Annotated in this window: 13 protein-coding genes; 4 read left to right on the plus strand and 9 right to left on the minus strand. The window is 63.2% G+C overall.

What is annotated here, in order from left to right; translation table 11 throughout:
• Nucleotides 1-77: 77 nt before the first annotated feature.
• A complete protein-coding gene (locus AC07U0_RS14635) occupies nt 78-2,000 on the minus strand; it encodes a pentapeptide repeat-containing protein (RefSeq protein ID WP_494720733.1) in 1,923 nt (640 codons plus the stop codon).
• Nucleotides 2,001-2,232: 232 nt separating this feature from the next.
• On the opposite strand from AC07U0_RS14635, the gene AC07U0_RS14640 reads away from it, so the two are divergent.
• Nucleotides 2,233-3,114: a 3'-5' exonuclease gene (locus AC07U0_RS14640; protein WP_494720734.1), complete on the plus strand. Its 882-nt coding sequence runs from the start codon at nt 2,233-2,235 to the stop codon at nt 3,112-3,114.
• A gap of 16 nt (nt 3,115-3,130) precedes the next feature.
• Here AC07U0_RS14640 and AC07U0_RS14645 read toward each other — a convergent pair whose 3' ends face one another.
• The 3 genes from AC07U0_RS14645 to AC07U0_RS14655 all read right to left on the minus strand — a co-directional run bounded on the left by AC07U0_RS14645 (nt 3,131) and on the right by AC07U0_RS14655 (nt 7,961).
• The gene (locus tag AC07U0_RS14645) at nt 3,131-5,032 is read right to left on the minus strand and encodes an ATP-dependent helicase (protein ID WP_494720735.1); all 1,902 of its coding nucleotides are present in this window, start codon (nt 5,030-5,032) and stop codon (nt 3,131-3,133) included.
• Entirely contained in the window at nt 5,029-6,930 is a 1,902-nt protein-coding gene (locus tag AC07U0_RS14650) for an ATP-dependent nuclease (protein WP_494720736.1), read from the minus strand. Before AC07U0_RS14650 ends, AC07U0_RS14645 begins: the two co-directional genes overlap by 4 nt.
• A 671-nt stretch (nt 6,931-7,601) precedes the next feature.
• Complete coding sequence (locus AC07U0_RS14655) at nt 7,602-7,961, minus strand: VOC family protein (RefSeq protein WP_494720737.1); 360 nt, start codon at nt 7,959-7,961, stop codon at nt 7,602-7,604.
• Nucleotides 7,962-8,074: 113 nt separating this feature from the next.
• Between AC07U0_RS14655 and AC07U0_RS14660 the strand changes: the two genes are divergently transcribed.
• Nucleotides 8,075-8,347, plus strand: coding sequence for a helix-turn-helix domain-containing protein (locus AC07U0_RS14660; RefSeq protein ID WP_492947750.1), 273 nt, complete (start codon nt 8,075-8,077; stop codon nt 8,345-8,347).
• 4 nt (nt 8,348-8,351) lie between these two features.
• Here AC07U0_RS14660 and AC07U0_RS14665 read toward each other — a convergent pair whose 3' ends face one another.
• Nucleotides 8,352-8,795, minus strand: coding sequence for a VOC family protein (locus tag AC07U0_RS14665; protein WP_492947633.1), 444 nt, complete (start codon nt 8,793-8,795; stop codon nt 8,352-8,354).
• Nucleotides 8,796-8,995: 200 nt separating this feature from the next.
• Entirely contained in the window at nt 8,996-9,889 is an 894-nt protein-coding gene (locus AC07U0_RS14670) for an SDR family oxidoreductase (RefSeq protein ID WP_494720738.1), read from the minus strand.
• Nucleotides 9,890-10,043: 154 nt separating this feature from the next.
• Here AC07U0_RS14670 and AC07U0_RS14675 point away from each other — a divergent pair, with 154 nt between their 5' ends.
• Both AC07U0_RS14675 and AC07U0_RS14680 read left to right on the plus strand, forming a co-directional pair.
• Nucleotides 10,044-12,131, plus strand: coding sequence for an amylo-alpha-1,6-glucosidase (locus AC07U0_RS14675; protein WP_494720739.1), 2,088 nt, complete (start codon nt 10,044-10,046; stop codon nt 12,129-12,131).
• Complete coding sequence (locus AC07U0_RS14680) at nt 12,128-12,934, plus strand: glucose 1-dehydrogenase (protein WP_494720740.1); 807 nt, start codon at nt 12,128-12,130, stop codon at nt 12,932-12,934. Before AC07U0_RS14675 ends, AC07U0_RS14680 begins: the two co-directional genes overlap by 4 nt.
• A gap of 2 nt (nt 12,935-12,936) precedes the next feature.
• Here the strand turns inward: AC07U0_RS14680 and AC07U0_RS14685 are convergent, their stop codons facing one another.
• From AC07U0_RS14685 to AC07U0_RS14695, 3 genes are all read right to left on the minus strand, one after another.
• Complete coding sequence (locus AC07U0_RS14685) at nt 12,937-14,325, minus strand: dihydrolipoyl dehydrogenase (RefSeq protein ID WP_494720741.1); 1,389 nt, start codon at nt 14,323-14,325, stop codon at nt 12,937-12,939.
• A gap of 8 nt (nt 14,326-14,333) precedes the next feature.
• Nucleotides 14,334-14,744 (minus strand): ester cyclase, encoded by a 411-nt coding sequence (locus AC07U0_RS14690; RefSeq protein ID WP_494720742.1) that lies wholly within the window; start codon nt 14,742-14,744, stop codon nt 14,334-14,336.
• A gap of 180 nt (nt 14,745-14,924) precedes the next feature.
• Complete coding sequence (locus AC07U0_RS14695) at nt 14,925-15,305, minus strand: response regulator (protein WP_494720743.1); 381 nt, start codon at nt 15,303-15,305, stop codon at nt 14,925-14,927.
• Between the last annotated feature and the right edge of the window lie 10 nt (nt 15,306-15,315).

A 15,315-nucleotide genomic window follows, 5' to 3' on the forward strand; every position in this document is an offset into this window, starting at 1 on the left:
CTCCCAACCGCAAACTTCTGACACCGGTCATGGGCCGCGCTTGCCGAACATTCCATGCAGGCAAGTTTTCTTGGCATTTAGTTGATCTGAAAACGCCGCCGTGCGGCCAGTGCGGCAAGGAAGAGAAGAATGCCGGCGAATAGAGACTCCACGGACGACACGCAGCGCGTGAGCAGGGCGGCGAGCGGGCTGTCCCTCAGGGTCGCGATTTCCAGAAGAGGGCCAGTCGCCGTCTCCGGCGGACGCACGCCCCAGATGCCAAACAGATTGAACATGGCGCGCGCGGACATGCCGATGGCGTCGGGCAAGGCCGGGTGAGGGGCGGGGCCGATCAAGGCGAAGTCCTGCATCTGCGGATTGCCGCTGATCTTTCCGAGAAGGAGGTACAGGGGAACGAAGGTGATCCACAGGACGAACGCGCAGATCACTGGGCGGATGAACGATGCGCCATAGTCTGAGGACACTCCGTAGAGCCAAGACAGGACTCGTTCCAGTTTCGGCGTCGTCGACTGGCTGCGCCGCGCCAGAAGCTCGTACCGGAAGAAGGCCTGTTCGAGGTTGCGGTTGCGGGCAGCTTCGGCGGTCTGTTTGAGCGCCCGGAAGCCATGCTCCAGCTCCGCCTTTTGGGTGTCGGTCCTAGCGGCCTTAAGGACTTCACGGGCGATCTTGTCGTTGGCGGCCACGGCGTCGTCGAACCGGATCTCGGACTTGAAGTTGGCTCCATCGAAGGCGGAAAAGGCTCTGAAGTTGCTGCCCCGGAAATCGACAAAACTTTCGAAGCGGGTTTCTCGAAAGGCCCCCTGCAGCTGGTCCAGTGTTCCCGTCCATTTGGCGCCGCTGAAATAGGCGGCGTTGGCGAAATGGGCGCGGGCGAATTCTGCGGCTTCCGAAAAGCTCCCGCCTTTGAGCGTTACCTTGCCGCCGAACTCCGCATCCTCGAAATTGACGTTGGCGAACGTATAGCGGGTGATATTCAAACTCTGGGCCCAAGACGACTCAGCGAAATCGGTCGCGGTTCTGGTAACGACCCCTTTCATGGACGCGCCGCCGGCGATGCTCAGTCGTGCCCCGGACAGGCGGTCGCCAGAGAATCCGGAGAGGGTAAAATCCTCTTCGATGCGACAGCGGTCCAGGCTCAAATCGCCCGCGAAATCGATGATGCTCAGGTCATACAGGAAGCGGGACTGATCGAACTGGAGTTTGGGCGTCTTGGTGTCCGTGAACGTGACGATCCCCTCGAAACGGCTTCGTTGAAGATCGATCACTTCGCGAATGTCGAGGTCTTCGAAGTTGGCTTCGCCAAAACAGATCAGCCTGAGGAGCGTCAGTCGGGGCGCCTGGATCAGGTCGCCGAACACCCCGCCGAGCACCAGCGAGTCGGTAATCCGGAGGTCTTCGGTGGCCTCTATGTCCTCAAGCGCAAGGAATTTTTCAAACAGAGGCGATCGAAGGTGCAGGCCCTTGAGCTCGGCCCCAAAAGTAGTTCCGCCAGTGAAGGCGACGTGGTCCCCCTTTATGAAGGGCATGTTCTTTAGACTGTCGGGGAAGGTCGAAAGGACCGCGCCATCCAGCGGGATGCCGCCGGCGCGGATATAGGAGGTGGTTCGCTGCTTGCTGGGCGACTCCTGCGCAGGGTCTTCGGCGAGACCAGGGGCCAGTCGAGCGGCCGCCGCCAGCAAAGCCATATCGACGTCCGCAAGATTATCTTCCGTCCACGTGGACTTGGCGGGTGATCCATCGTCCCAAACGGGCGGGACATGGACCACGGTCCATTTTCGTTTGTCAGGTCCGTCGACGAGGCGGGCTTCTTCCGATCGCCACACGTCCTGCAGGGTCGCCGGTTTGGATCGCCCCGTGGGCCGTCGCCGTGTCAATCGGCCGTCCGGCAAAACAAACCAGTTTGGGGCGCGCTTGTTGGCGAGCTGATCCCAGGAAAACCCTCGCTCTCGCCATATGGCCCACCACGCATCGCGGGCTTCCTTCGCCGTTGGATCGGCCATTGTCTGTCCCTTGGACGCTTCCCCTTTTTCCTGAACTATGCCGATTCCGGATCAATGGTCATCGAAAGGCCGCTCGCTAGGCAGGTGCGGATCACAACAAACGCCGGTCAATGCGAACACGTAACCAACGGTCTCGACATGGACGCAAAACCCGCCACTCTCCACGCTTGGATCGGACGGTGTTCGATATGGAGGCGAGGCCCTGAACCCGACTACAACCGTATTGGATGGTATGGCGCTGGAAGACATGGCGTCTGCGCTTGAGGCCAGCGGAAACTATCGCGTTCTGCGCCGCCTACAGGTGCGGCCCGCTCGGACCGTTCCCGACGGCGTTCAGCTTCGCCGCGGTCTGATTGTCGATGTGGAGACCACGGGTCTGGAACCGGCACGCGACGAGATTATCGAGCTGGCCATGGTTCCCTTCGCCTATGGTCTGGATGGCCAAGTCTATTCGGTCGGCGAACCGTTCGACCACCTGCGCGAGCCCTCCAGACCCATTACGGCTGAGATCACCGCCTTGACCGGGATCGATGAGGCGATGGTGAAGGACCAACGCATCGATCCAGACGAAGTCGTTGCGGTCGCCGCCCCCGTGGACTTGGTGATCGCCCACAACGCCTCTTTCGATCGGAAATTCCTCGAACGCCTGAACGAGGTCTTCACGACCAAGCCCTGGGCCTGCTCCATGACGCAGATCGATTGGCAGGCCGAGGGCTACGAAGGAGTGAAGTTAGGCTATCTCGCGGCGTCCGCCGGCTTCTTCTTCGATCGCCACCGCGCAGTGCAGGACTGCCTGGCGACAGTCGAGCTGTTGGCCTTGACCCATCCGGGGACGGGCTTGACCGGCCTGGCCCAGTTGCTGACACGTGCTCGAACGCCGTCCTGGCGTGTTTGGGCGGAGAACTCGCCGTTCGACCTGAAGGATCAGCTTCGCACCCGGGGTTACCGTTGGAACGGGGATGCTGTGAATGGACCCCGCGCCTGGTACATTGATGTCGATGAAGACGCGCGCGAGGCGGAGCTGGCGTTTCTGAAGTCCGAGATCTATCGCGGAGACATTGATCTCCTAGTTCGCAGGATCGACGCCTACGATCGCTTCTCCGAGCGCGGCTAGATGCGAAACCCCGACATCATAGCCCCATTTCACGAAGGAAGCGGGACGGCGCCTTGCCCCAGCCACGGTACTGATCGGCGCGGGACAGGGTCAGTGTCTCCATGCAGCGAGTAATCGCCACAAAGCAGTTGCGGCGCTCTTCTTCGAGCTGGGGACTGTGGTCGCCGTCCTTCTTGCTCTGGAAAGAGGGAAGAATGTCCTCGGCCAGCCCAAGAAGATAGACGTGATCGAACTCGTTGCCCTTGGAGCCGTGGATGGTGAGAAGGGGAATGACGCCGGGTTTGAGGGGGGGTTCCTTGGACCGCAGGTCGAGTTCCTGGAGAAAGGTCTCCAGGGGCGCATTGCGGCCTATCGCGCCGTTGATCTCCTTTTGCAGGTCCTTCCAGGCGCGCGCGTCTTCGTCCACGGAGGGGTCTTCATCCGGGTTGGCGGCCTGACCGGCAAATGCCGTCGTGACGACGCGCAGGTATTTCTGGAAATCAGATCGCTCCGCCAGATGGGTTTGGAGCGCCGCGATCACGTCGAAACCCAGCGGACCCACGTCGCCGATCGGGAAGGCGTTCGCCCAAGTTCGAAGCAGGTCTCCGTTGCCGGACCTCGCCACGGCGACGAGGTCCGAGGTGTTGAGGCTGGTCCCCCAGAGCGCGTTTCCGGATTCCACGAACGACCTGAACTCCCGCTCGTCCGATCGGCGATTGGCGATCTGGAGACTGGCCTGCAGCCACTGATAGGGCACGCTCGCGAATTCGTCCCGGCGCTGAGCGATCTGGGCGTTCCGGCCTCTTCGGATCAATTCGGACTGCACGGACTGGAGGATCGCCTTGGTTCGGGCGATGACCACGACATTGTCCGCCGGGTTCGGGTGACGACTGACAATATCGGTCGCCACCCCCGCGGCCTCTTCAGCGTCCTTGGCATACGTCAGGAGCCTGACCCGCTCGGCGAGCGCGGGCATGGCCTTTCCCGTCTGTAGTGGCTGTTTACCAGGCGTTCGGAACCGGTTGTTCGCCACCAGCCGGTTGGCCATTTCGACGACTTCACCCGGGCAGCGATAGTTCGTCGGCATCTGGAGGAGATGAGGCTGGAAGTCCTGCGCGAACTGCTGAAGCCGCTGGGGGCTGGCTCCGTTCCATTGGTAGATGACCTGATCATCGTCAGCCACGACGAACACATTATGATGGCTGTCCCCGGTCAGGGATCGAATGAAGGCGTATTGAGCCTGATTCGTATCCTGGAATTCGTCCAGGCTGATGTAGCGGTAGGTCTTGCGGTAGCGATCCGCGAGCACGGGAAAGTCCACGAACAGCTTATGCGCCATGTAGAGGATGGCCGGGAAGTCGAGGACATTCTCGCGCTGAAGATGACGCGCATACGCGGCGTAGATGGCGGCGAAACGCTCGCCGCGTTCGGGATCGGAGAAGAAGCGCAGACAGTCGTCAGGAGAGGCGAGCCGCTCCCGCAGTCCGTCCAGGACCGGAAAAATGCGCGAGGCCGGTTCATCCAGCGTCACCCCCTCCGCTTTCAAGGCCTCATGGAGCAGGATTTCTCGATCGCCAGGGTTGGAGTAGATCTTGAAGTCGGTCTTGACCCCGACATGAGAGCCTGACTGCCGCAATACCTCGCATGCGAACGCGTGAAACGTGCCGGCATAGAGGCGCTCGGCGGCGCCTGGCGCCAGATGCTCGATGCGCCCACGCATTTCGTCGGCGGCGCGCGTGGTGAAGGTGAGCGCCAGGATACGCCACCGGGCGCCTGGATCGGCTTCGAACAGGCGGGCAATGCGGGCCGTCAGGACTCGAGTTTTCCCCGACCCCGGTCCCGCCAACAACATCAGGGCTCCCTCATTCCAGCTGGCGGCTTGACGCTGGACTTCATTGAGGCCTTGAAAGACCCCATCGACGGTCTCCGGACTATTCATTGGCAGGCTCCAATCCGGACGAAAAGCTGCCGGAACGGCTCAGGAATATGAGCCGGATCGGAATGTGACCGGATATGCCCGGCGACCCGAACGGCGACAACTTCCTTGTTCTTCGCCGCAAACTCCAGAATCGCGGCGTCGGTGTCGGCGATCGTGGAATCAAAATCCCGGACGGCGGCCAGAAGGCAGGGGCGAAGTGCGGTCGTGACGAGGAATTTTTCTAGATCCAGGCCGGCGGGGAGCTGATTGACGTGAGCCTGGATCTCCGCGTCGCTGAAGTGATGATTGCGCAGTTGGGTGAGGTGATCGTTTCCTCCGTCGTCGCCATCGCAGATCATCGCCCAAGGATAGTCGAGGGCGCGGGCCAAGGCGGCGAAGGCGCCGGGGCTGCCGTTGTTCTGGTAGTCGATGACCGCGATCCCATGGGCGTCGAGAGGGCAGCCCAGCTTGTCGGCGATCGCGCCCAGGACGGCGTATTCGGCCTGACCTTCGCAAAGCAGCCATTTCGACGCGAAGAAGATTTCGCCGCGGATTCGCTTGGCCCAGCTTTCGAGCTTGGAAATTTCTTCGTCGGAAATGAAGCTCTGGCTGGCCGTCCACATCGCTCTCAGAGCGGCATGGTGATCGTTTCTGTCGGGTCCCGTGTAGCACATGAGAAGATCCCGAAACTGGCTTTGGCTGAGTGTCGCAGTGCACACCAGGTGTTGGGAAGCGGCGTCCCACGAAAGGGCGTTCGGAGCCTTTGCGATCTCGCCAGCGAGTTGCGCAGAGTGGGGCACTGCGGCCGTGGCGATGCGGGGAATGGTCGCCGCCCGTGGACCCGCAGGGGCGCGGCGGAGAACGATGATGTCCTTGAACGGCACATTCTGCACAAAGAACGGAGAGTGGGTCGTTACGAGCTTCTGGCCAGGCAGGGCCCTGATGGAGTCCCAGAGTGACCGGCAGGCTTGCGGGTGGAGGTGGGCTTCGGGTTCCTCCAAGGTCAGGACCGGTTCGGTTTCTTCATAAAGCGCCGTCGACAGGGCGTTCTCGACGAAGGCCCGAAACAGGAAGATGACCGCCAGGCTCTGAACACCGTGACCGTGCTTCTCGATCGGAAGCCAAGGATCCTGGGCCTGGCCTTGGACCACCACCTCGGCTTTGGAAAGAATCTCCCAGAGGTTGACGGGGATCGCCCGGACGTCCACGTCGCCTGCGGCGCCGTTCGCGATGACCGCACTGATGGACCGCAGGGTGGTCTTGATGGCGTCCAGCTTTGGGTCGGCTTGAAGAAGCTCGGCATTCAGGGCGGCGAAACGGCCTTCCAGGTCGCTGGCCGTGTCGTCATCGACATCGATGGTTTTCAGCAAGCTCCCCCAGAAGCGGGAACGACCGCCAAATTCCACGGCGGCGTCGCGCATTGCGGACATCGAAAAGCAGGGAATATAGTCGAAGAACCGGGACAGATTCTGGTTGCGGGCTCCCGCGCCGGAATAGGGAACATCCTGGTCGTTCAGGAACTGCCACACCGGCTCGACGGATTTCGCGACGCTTTCGAAGGTGCAGGTGACCTGCATGCAGATCGAGTTGGTCCCGGTGTAAGGATTGGTTCGAATGATGTCGTTCAGTTCGTCCTTCAGGGCCTGAGGCCATTCGTCGGCGCTGGCCTCGGACAGCCAGACCTTGATCATGATTTCCGGGCGCGGCTCGCCGGCGTCGCGCTGGAAGGGGAAGTCGTATTCCGTAAAGCCGGTCTGACCGGAACGTCCCCAACGGCGGCCGAGCGCGACCTTCAGCGCATCGAGCACCGCGGATTTTCCTGCGTTGTTTTCGCCGATGATGACCGATGTCGGGGACAGGACGAGATCGAGTTCGCGGATGCTGCGGAAATTCTTAATCAGCAAACGGGTGACATGCATGGCGGGCCTGCGAAGATGAGGCTGCGCGAGTGCGGTCGCCGACCACCAGTAGACGGCAGGCCATTGCAGGTTGCAATGGTGACGCTTTAACTGCCGATAGCTTGTCTGCCGGCGAAGATCGTAACGACGCTCAGCCGACGATCACCTCGCGTTACCAGACCAAACACGGCGTACTACACAAACTAGCTCGCCGTACGTCGTGTTTGCGACTTGCGGTCAATGTCCGGTGATGGCGCTCCCCAGATGTCCGGGATCGACAAACGCTCTGCGTCGAAAGGGGGCTTGCACCCTGCACTGGCAAACGGGTGCTCGCTGTTCATGTTCAGGTGGAGTGACCTTGATCAGTTTCGTTACGGAGAAGGCTGGTATCGTTCGACAATGTCAGAGCACGGGCTTTGATTTCGAAATCCTCTGCCAGCTTGAGGAGTTCGGCCTTGATAACGGGGTTGGATGACAGTGCCGCGGCCTTGCGGCACTTTTCGGCCTTGGCTCGGCATGAGTCCGGAGTCACACGGTCGCGCATAGGCGAATAGTAAGGGAAACTACCTACTTCGCCACTCTCCGAAATGTAAAATCTCCTGACATTTCAGCGCTGATGGAGGCGGCGCGGGAGAGAGCGCGGGGCGCGCCCGGACTGATGCTCCAAATGCGCGCCACTTATCGACAGCGGCTCACCGGCTGGACAGGAAAAACGTGTTCCCGTCGGGGTCCTGAAAGTAGACGTGAGGAAATGGCTTCGACACCGGTGGGCCGAGGAACTTCACGCCCCTCGCTCGAAGCCGCTCGTATTCGTGGTGGACGTTCTCACATCCGAAAGAGCCGTTGAAGAAGGTGCCCACCCTGTCTTCTTGACCGCTGGGCGTGAACAGTAGCAGCCCGGTTTGCGCGCCCGGGATCGTGAGTTCGATCCAGCGCCTCTCTTCAACGGGGCGATCAGTCGCGATGATAAAGCCCATGACCTCTGTCCAAAAGGCCAGCGCGAGATTCTGATCGCGGGTCGGGATGCCGACGTAGTTGAGTTTTCTGATCATGGCTGCACGGCTTGTCGCTTACGGTCGAAATTGCCGGCCAAGAGAGCTGTGCTAGAGGCTTTGGCATGAGCACCAAGCGATATGCCCTGGATCGATATGTTCTCGACACGCTCATGCGAGACTTGGTGGGGCATGACCGAAGAGCGTCCGCTTTTCTGGTTTACCTCGCCTTGTGGGCCGCCTCGGAAGACGGGGTTCCTCGACTTAGTCATGCGCAACTCGCCGAGCGAACGGGGCTGTCCAAACGTAGCGCACAGGAGGCCGTGCGGCATCTTATTGCAAGAAACCTCCTGCAAGCGTCCCGACCCGGTCACACCGAGGTGACACGCTACGAAGTTCTGAGCCCCTGGCAGGGACATCTCGTTGACCCCTCAAAGGCAGGATGAAGACTCAGCGGGGCTGCCACAACTCGATTTTCGTCCCATCGGGATCCTGGATCCACACGAACCTTCCGAACGCATCCTCATCATTCCGGTCGAGGATCGGCACCCCCATCGACTGAAGCCTTTCAATCATGGCGTCCATATCATCGACCGTGAAGTTGACCATGAACTCGCGCGTCGACGGCGCCATGTGATCGCTGGTCTCGGGAAAGGCCATCCAGGAGACCGCCGGAGGATGGCTGGAGTCGGTGTAGCCCAATGCGGCTCCGCCCCATGCCGCAACATCGACCCCCAATGCGTCCCGATACCAGCGCGCGAGCGCCGCAGGGTCCTTGCTCTTCACGAAGACGCCGCCAATGCCTGTCACATGACCGGGGGCTTCAGCCATGACGGGCGCCTGACAGGCGAGCGCGACGATCAACACCGCCGCCCTGAGCTTCCACAAAGACATGATACATCCCGAACGATCCGGATTGAGACTGCGGGCCAAGCCCTTGGCCAAGTGATAGAGGGGCCAACCCGGAGCGGCTACAATCGCAACGATTGCTATAGCATTTGTTGTGCCCGCCAGGGCGTTCGGCTTCGAAGCCGAACGCCCTGGATGTCACCGCGCCGTCGTCAATCTCTCTGAGGGCCTTGGGCGCTGAAGGTTCAGGCGATGCCGGCGCCGCCCGTCACCCCGTAGACCTCGCCGGTGGTGAAGCTCGATTCCTGCGACGCGAGCAGGACGTAGACCGGAGCGATCTCGACCGGCTGGCCCGGACGGCCAAAGACGCTTTGCTCGCCGAAGGTCATGACCTTTTCCGGCGGCTGGCCGCCCGAGGACTGTAGCGCGGTCCAGAAGGGGCCGGGCGCGACGACATTCGCACGCACGCCCTTCTCGATCAGCTGTTTGGCGAGCGCCTTGGTGTAGGCGACAATGCCAGCCTTGGTCGTGGCGTAGTCGAGCAGGATGGCTGACGGGTCATAGGCCTGGACCGAGGCCGTGGTGATGACCGTCGCGCCGGGCTTCAGATGCGGAACCGCCGCCTGGGTGATCCAGAACATGGCGTAGAGATTGGTCTTCATCGTCACGTCGAAGTCCTTCGAGGTAACCTCGGCGATCGACTCCCGCGCCTGCTGATGGCCGGCGTTGATGACTAGGATGTCGAGCCCGCCCAGCCCTTCGACGGCCTTTGAGACGAGATCGCGACACCAGGCCTCGTCGGTGATGTCGCCGGGCAGGGCTACCGCGTTTCGGCCCTCAGCCTCGATCAGGGCGATGACATCGTCGGCGTCGGTGCGTTCGCTCGGCAGATAGGCGATGGCGACATCGGCCCCTTCCCGGGCGTAGGCGATGGCGGCGGCGCGACCGATGCCGGAATCGCCGCCTGTGATCAGCGCCTTGCGGCCGGCCAGTTTGCCCGAACCCTTATAGCTGGTCTCGCCATGGTCGGGCTCGGGATCCATCTTCGCGGCGAGGCCGGGAACCGGCTGCGGCTGTTTGGGAAACGGCGGCTTCGGGTACTGCTCGCGTGGATCCTGCATCGTCAGACGGTCGGCCATGGATATTCCTTGAAGACGGGAAGCCGTCTCAACGCCTGCGACGCCGTCGCGTTTCACGCGGCGCGCAGTAACCCGACCACGGTTTGAAGCGTCTTCAGGTCTTGTGCGTTGGAAGGTCTCCGCCGGCCTGGCTTGCGTATCGATGGAGCCAGACATGGTCGACGCCCCCTTCATGACCGAGGTCACCCAGCCCATCCTGATCAAGGACGGGCCGTTGTTTCTCGGGACTTGTCCGGATGCCGGCGTCCCGGCCGGCAGTGACGCCGGGGTCGGGCTGTTCCATCGCGACACCCGCTATCTGAGCCGTTACGATCTGACCCTCGGCGGCTGTCCGCCGCTGGTCCTGATGTCCAGCGCCGCTCGCGGCGACGAGGCCATCCATCAACTGACCAACGACGAAATCAAACAGACCGACGGCCGCCCCCTCGACGCGCAATGTCTGGGGCTGCGCCTGGCCCGACGCGTGTCGGGCCAGGCCCTGACCCTCATCGACACGATCACGGTGCGCAACTTCACTCTGGAGCCGATCCGGTTCGAACTGGCCGTAACGATCGACGCTCTGTTCGAGGACGTCTTCGAACTGCGTGGATCGGAGGCGAAGGCGAGGGGACCCTTGAGAACGGTCGAGACGGCGGAGAAGAACCTCGTCTTCCGCTACGTCGGGGCTGATAAGGTCGAGCGGGTGCTGACGGTCGTCCTAGATCGGGAGGCTCGGGTCACAGCGCGGGGCAGCGCCAGGACGATCGCCTTCGATCTCGTCCTGGAGCCGCAACAGGTCGAGACCTTCGACCTGACCTTCACGGTAGAGGAGGTCGGCGCACCGCCGCGCGCCAGACCGCCTTCGCCGCCCGTCTACGACGGGGTCAAGGTCAATAGCGACAACCCCGGTCTGGACCGGTTGCTCAAGCGGTCGTTCGCGGATCTGGCGATGCTGCTGACCGAACTGGAGGAGCCGTTCATCGCCGGCGGTCTGCCGTGGTTCATGGCCCCTTTCGGTCGGGACAGCCTTCTCGCGGCGCTACAATCGCTGCCGTTCGACGCCCGACCGGCCCAAGGGGTTCTGCGCCTGTTCGCCCGGCATCAGGGTAGAGAGACCGTCGCAGAAACCGGCGAGGAGCCCGGCAAGATTCCGCACGAGCATCGCGTCGGCGCGATGGCTAATCTGAAAGAGATTCCGCACCGGCCCAGCTATCTGTCGATTGATGCGACGCCCCTGTTCCTGATCCTGATCGGGCGTCATGCGCAATGGTCGGGATCGCTGGACCTGTTCCACGAACTCCGGCCGGCCGTCGATGCGGCCCTGGGGTGGATGAAGGGACGCAACGCCGCCGACGCGCGCGGTTACCTGACCTACGACCGGGAAAACGAAGACGGGGTGATCCATCAGGGATGGAAGGATTCCATGTCCGGCGTGCCGCGCGCCGACGGCAGTCCCTCCGAAGGGCCGATCGCCCTGAGCGAGGTGCAGGGCTACGCGTATCGCGCGAGATTGTTGATGGCCGACCTCCTGCGTCTGGCGGACGAGCCCGTCGCAGCGGAAGCGCTGGAGACGGAAGCGGCGGCGCTGCGCAAGGCCTTCAATCGCGACTTCTGGATGGAACATGAGGGCTGTTTTGCTCTCGGACTCGAAACCGGCGGGCGGCAGCTCGACGTGGTCAGCTCCAACGCCGGCCAAGTGCTGTGGTCGGGCATCGCCGACGACGACAAGGCGGCGCGTACGGCCGAGCGGATGATGCGACCGGACATGAACGGCGGCTGGGGCGTGCGCACCCTCTCGGCGGAGGCGGCAGCTTACAATCCTCTGAACTACCATCTCGGCAGCGTCTGGCCGTTCGACAACGCCCTGATCGCGGCGGGGATGAAGGGCTACGGCCTGGAAGCGCCAGCCGTCGCCCTGTTCGACGCCGTGATCGAGATCTCGAGCGCCTTCGCCATGGGGCGGCTGCCCGAGTTCTATATCGGCTTCGATCGGGAGCCCGGCCTGTTTCCCGCCCGCTGCCCGTTCGCCGAGCCGCTGCAGGCGTGGTCGGCGGGGGCGGCCCCCTATTTGCTGACCGAGTTGCTCGGCCTGCGCGGCGGACCGGGAGGACCTGAACTGCATTCGCCGGCTTTGCCCACCGGCGTGAACGGGCTCGACATCAAGGGCGTCCGGGTCGGAGCGCTTCGGTTCGACATTCGGGTGATCCGGGACGACGGCGGCGTCGTATCGGGAACCGTCACTGCCTCGGAGGACCTCGCATGAGCCAGAAACCGCTCGCCGGCCAGAGGGCCGTCGTCACCGGCGCCAGTTCCGGCATCGGCAAGGCCATCGCCCTGGCCTTCGCCGAGGCGGGCGCCGCCGTCGTGGTCAATCACCATAGCGACGCGGAAGGCGGCACGGCTGTCACTGCCGAGATCATCGGAAAGGAGGGCAGGGCCGTCTCTGTGGGCGGCGACGTATCCAGACCCCGGGATATCCTGAAGCTGTTCGATGCGGCCGACGACCATTTCGGCGGCGTGGACATTCTCGTCGCCAATGCGGGCGCCCAGGCCGATGCGCCCTTTCTGGAGATGACGCTGGAGGACTGGCGCAAGGTGATCGATCTCGACCTGACCGGCGCCTTCCTCTGCGCCCAAGAGGCCGCCAGACGGTTCCGGCGTCAGGGAATTGAGCCGAACCGGTCAAAAGCTCTGGGCAAGGTGCTCTTTGTTACTTCGGTCCATCAGCGCATCCCCTGGGCCAGCCACGCCAACTATGCGGCGGCCAAGGGCGGGGTGAAGATGTTGATGGAGACCATGGCCCAGGAGCTGGCGGACCAGAAGATCCGGGTCAACGCCATCGCGCCGGGCGCCATCAAGACCCCGATCAACAAGGCCGCCTGGGACACGCCCGCGGCGGCGAGGAAGCTTCTGAAGCTGATCCCGTATGGACGGATCGGCGAGGTCGAGGATGTCGCGCAAAGCGCGGTCTGGCTGACATCGGATGCGGCGGACTATGTCGTCGGGACCACCCTGTTCGTCGATGGCGGCATGAGCCTCTATCCAGACTTCCGCGGTGGCGGCTGACCTCAGGTGTGTCGCTGACCCGCCAGATCGCGCAGGGCGGTTCGGAAACTCTCCTCCATCGTCGGGTGATAGAAGGGCATCTCCAACACATCCCTAGCCGTCATTTTCAGCTGGACGGCCCAGGCCAGCAGATGGGCCAGATGCTCGACGTCGGGTCCAAACAGTTCGCCGCCGAGCAGGACCCCGCTCTTGGCCTCGGCATAGACCCGCAACATGCCCGGCGGCCTGCCATCGACACGCGCGCGTCCGACGTCGTCACTACAGCCGATGATCCAGCTCTTGGCCGCCTCCTCGTCCCAGCCTGAACCGACGCTGGCGATGTCGGGATCGGAATAGACGATCGCCATGTTCGGCATCGGGACCCGTTTCTCCAGCTTCGGCAGGCGCGCCGCATTGCGACCCGCCAGTTCGCCCTGAAGCGAGGCCTCGTGAAGAACAGGCCGATCGTCATTGGCGTCACCGACGATAAAGATGTTCGAGCTGCCGCAGCGCAGGGTGTCGGGATCGAAGATCGGGACCCCGTCCTCATCCAGCTCCAGACCCGACAGGTTCAGGTCGAGACTGTCCAGTGCCGGCTTACGTCCGGCGGCGTCGAGCACATAGTCGAACGTCCCGCGACGCGCCTTGCCATCGGCTTCGGTCCAGTGGAGCAGGATGTTGCCGTCCGGCTTGCGCTTGGCCTCGACCCTGACGCCGAGTTCGAAGGTCAACTCGCGGTTCATCTGGTCGGCCACGGCCGCGCCGACGACCGGATCCTTCACGCCTCCGATCGCATCTCCCTCGTCGAAGACCGTCGTCTTCACCCCCAACCGGACGAAGGCCAGGGCCAGTTCGAGACCTAGGGGACCGGCGCCGATGACCGCCAGCGCGCGGGGCAGGGTTTCCAGGTCGAAGACTGTCTCATGGGTGACGACCCGCTCTTCGCAAGCCTTGGCAAGATCCTCGGGGACAACCGGCCGCGCGCCGGTGGCGACTATGATGGCGCGTGCCGAGACGAGGCTATGATCATCGACGGTCACGGTGTTAGGGCTGGCGAAGCGCGCCCGGCCGTGCAGCCTGTCGGACGGTGGTATCGCCGCGACCTCCTCCAGTACGCTCTGGACGAAGTGATCGCGCTCACGCCGCACCCGGGCCATGACCGCCTTGCCGTCGATCTCGAGATTTCCGGCGTGGACGCCGAAGGTCTGCGCCGCCCGGGCGTCACGCGCGGCCCGGGCCGCCGCCAGCAGGAGCTTGGACGGCATGCAGCCGTATCGGGTGCAGGTCGTGCCGCCGGGACCGGCCTCGATCAGCAGGACCCTGGCCCCGGTGGCCTTCGCCGAATGGTAGGCTGCAAGACCGGCGGAACCGGCGCCGATGACGGCGACATCGCAGGAAACAGGCTTGAGCACCGCCCGGATCAGACCGGGGCCGCGCCGATCTGTTTGAGAATGCCGAGCTCATCGGAAGAACCCCAGCGCTCGACCATCTTGCCGTCCTCGAAGCGGCCGATCTGCATCCCCCGGACCTCGATCGGCTTGCCGGTCGCGGCCACGCCGAGGAAGTCACCCTGGTGCGTGCCCGTCAGGGTATAGGCGAAGGCGACCTTGTCGCCTTCGCTGACCATCGTCTGCGGTTCGACCTTCATGTCGGGGAAGGCGGTGCGCATGCCGGTGAAGAAGGTCTTGAAGCCTTCCGGGCCGGCGCCCTGGCCTGGCGCTGGGTCGTTATCGACGCAGCCTTCGGCGACGACTTCCGGAAAGGCGTCGAGCGCGCCGGTGTTGACGATCTCGCCGAAGCGTTTGGTGGCGGCGATGGCGGCGTCGGACATGAGCGTTTTCCTGAAAGAAGTTCAATGCCCTAACCTTCGACCGCCCTATCGGTTGCGACGCCGCTGGAGTTAACACCCCGCGGGCCAGACCGCCGGCTCACCTCGCCGCCAAACCTTCACTACGTGATCGCCTGCGTGAAGTATCCGGCGGCATGGAATATTCGGAAAGGAGCGTCTCCTTCAGAGGGGCTTTCTATGTGTCCGAACGATCTCGGAGATCACCTCCATGTCGTAGGGCTTGGGCACGAACTGCCCATCGTCGGGGATGTCGGCCGGCGCGGGCCGCTCCCTGCCTGAGGTGAGGATTAGCTGGATGTCCGGCCGTTCGGCATGGACGCGCCCCGCCAGCGCGAGGCCGTCTTCGGCGCCCGGCATGTTGATGTCCGTGAACAGGACCGAGATGTCAGGGTGATCCTCGATCATCGCCATCGCCTCGCTCGCCTCGCAGGCTTCATAGGTCCGGCAGCCGGCTTCGTTCAGGGCTTCGGTCGCGTTCAGCCGCAGCAGGGGCTCGTCGTCGACGACCAGGACGACCGCTTGGGAAATGTGTGTGTCGGCCATGGGCACTGAA

This window comes from Brevundimonas sp. GW821-FHT02A10 (genome assembly GCF_059422025.1).